1 protein-coding gene and 1 pseudogene are annotated in these 1,788 nt (G+C 61.2%); one reads left to right on the forward strand and one right to left on the reverse strand.

Going from position 1 to position 1,788, the window contains the following annotated elements; translation table 11 throughout:
* Positions 1 to 694: 694 nt before the first annotated feature.
* Entirely contained in the window at positions 695 to 1,342 is a 648-nt protein-coding gene (locus tag GWC77_RS27565; RefSeq protein WP_173262610.1) for a hypothetical protein, read from the forward strand.
* Here GWC77_RS27565 and GWC77_RS27570 read toward each other — a convergent pair.
* Positions 1,290 to 1,788: pseudogene (locus GWC77_RS27570) on the reverse strand (hypothetical protein); the annotation flags it as partial. The gene GWC77_RS27565 and the pseudogene GWC77_RS27570 sit on opposite strands and share 53 nt — an antisense overlap.

Here is a 1,788-nt window from a genome sequence, read left to right on the forward strand (position 1 = left end):
GCGGCCGGCTTTGACCAACTCGACCATCTGCGCCCGAAATTCCGGCGCGTAGGGGTTGTGGTGCTTTCCCATGGCAGGCACCTCCTGTTCCAAAGGATAGGTGTCCACGAAACCGGGTCAACTCCACCACTGCAATTCTCCGCAGAGCGAAAACGTGACGATCGCTGCCAACGTGTTGCCTAGCGCTGCCTCCGGTTTTGACTGCACTATTTGACATCAGGAATGGTTGGGATCGCAGCTTGGGCCAAGGCGCAGGCTCGTGCCGCTGGCTGCGGTCATGCGTCGAGTTGCGCAAGCGAAAGAGAAATAGACGTAACGGTCCGTTACCAAGCGGGCGGTCGCTCGCCTAGGCCCGCCCGCTTGACAGCCGTCGCGCATGCCACTAGCCGGCGGCACGTTTCGCTCACCACGCCCGATGGCTCGAATTTCTAGTTACCTCTTGACATGACTTGGTAACATCCCCCAGCAGATTACGCCCTACAGTATGCGCAACGCATAATCACGGGGGGTCTATATGATCCGGATCGGACGGCCGGTCGCATTGCCGGCGGACAGCGGGCGCTCGACTAACGAACCATCAGTGAGCGGCAGCGGCATCGCGTCCTCGCCTGCAAGCGCTTGGTCCTTACCTTTGCAAATTCTGGCCACTACCCGACATTCGACGCAGTGTTCAAGCAGGCGTCTGTGGTCAGCCATGCCGGGGGACATCGCTGCCGATGCCCGAGCCCTGTTCGCCCGCGCCGAAAGAGAGGCACGCCGCCAAGGAATCGTCGGCCCCTCCAGTCCCGCCAGCATCAAAGGAGTTCCGACGGACATTGCTGCCACCGTCCTCGCGCAGCCTCGAGAGCCGGCGCTGGACGAACGAGACCGCGTCCAGCTTACGTGCGCGCTGGACGGGACCGACAAGTTCGCGAAGATGCGAGAGCTGAAACGGGACCATATCTTCAAGATGCTCGAAGCGGACGACCGGCCCGGCCTTGCGGCGGTCGTCGAGGACGGCAACTCGCTGCGCTCGTTCGCAACAGGCCTGAAAGTGGGCAAACAGCTGATCGAGAAACGCGGCGCCGACAGCCTGCCGTCGGCGCTGCGCGAGCCACTCCGTCGGATAAAAGTGTTCTATGAAAAGAACCCGCGGCTGGTTGAGCTGGGGGACGAGCGCGGTTTATACCCCGAGCACGCGCGTAAGGTCGAGGACGTAGCGCAGTTGAGGGACGCATTTAGCGAGGCCCAAGAGCTGTTGAACGATCTTCGCCGCGCACTGAGCGTTTCACGTGACGCGTCTAAGCCCGCTATGTCACCTCCAGGGCTTCCGCATTCAGCCGCCATCGCGCGCTCGTCGTGAAGAGTTCTTCGTCGGCGACACCGTCGGGTTTACCGACAAACGCCTCCGCGAGCGCATCGGGAACCTGGGTGCGAATCCGGTCATCCACGACAACGGCAGCACGCGGGCTGTCTTCTTCTATGTAATCGAAAATCCCGTCCCGAGATCCTCTCGGGATGGTGTTCAAAACACGGTCGGCGTCGCACATCGTGCGCAGGTGACGCTCGATCAGCGCGGGATGCTCCGTGGAACGGCGTCGTATCGGAATCGAAGTACAGCTGCGCGATGGTCGGCAGCTGTTGACGACGGGCCAAAAGCGACAGAAAACGACGACGCCAAAGGGGAGTGTCAGAATTTCCGTGTTCAAGGCGGGGGTGAGATTCACACGGATGGTCGAACGAATCGATCCGCGTAAAGGATAGCGAATTGGTTCATGGCCTGCTTCCAATCGTGAGCGGAGCGGCTCC

This window comes from Paraburkholderia sp. NMBU_R16, from assembly GCF_013282575.1.
Taxonomy (GTDB): Bacteria; Pseudomonadota; Gammaproteobacteria; order Burkholderiales; family Burkholderiaceae; genus Trinickia.

Coding starts and splice junctions, on each gene's coding strand:
- GWC77_RS27565 (WP_173262610.1), top strand. CDS start 695: ATGCCGGGGGACATCGCTGCCGATGCCCGAGCCCTGTTCGCCCGCGCC.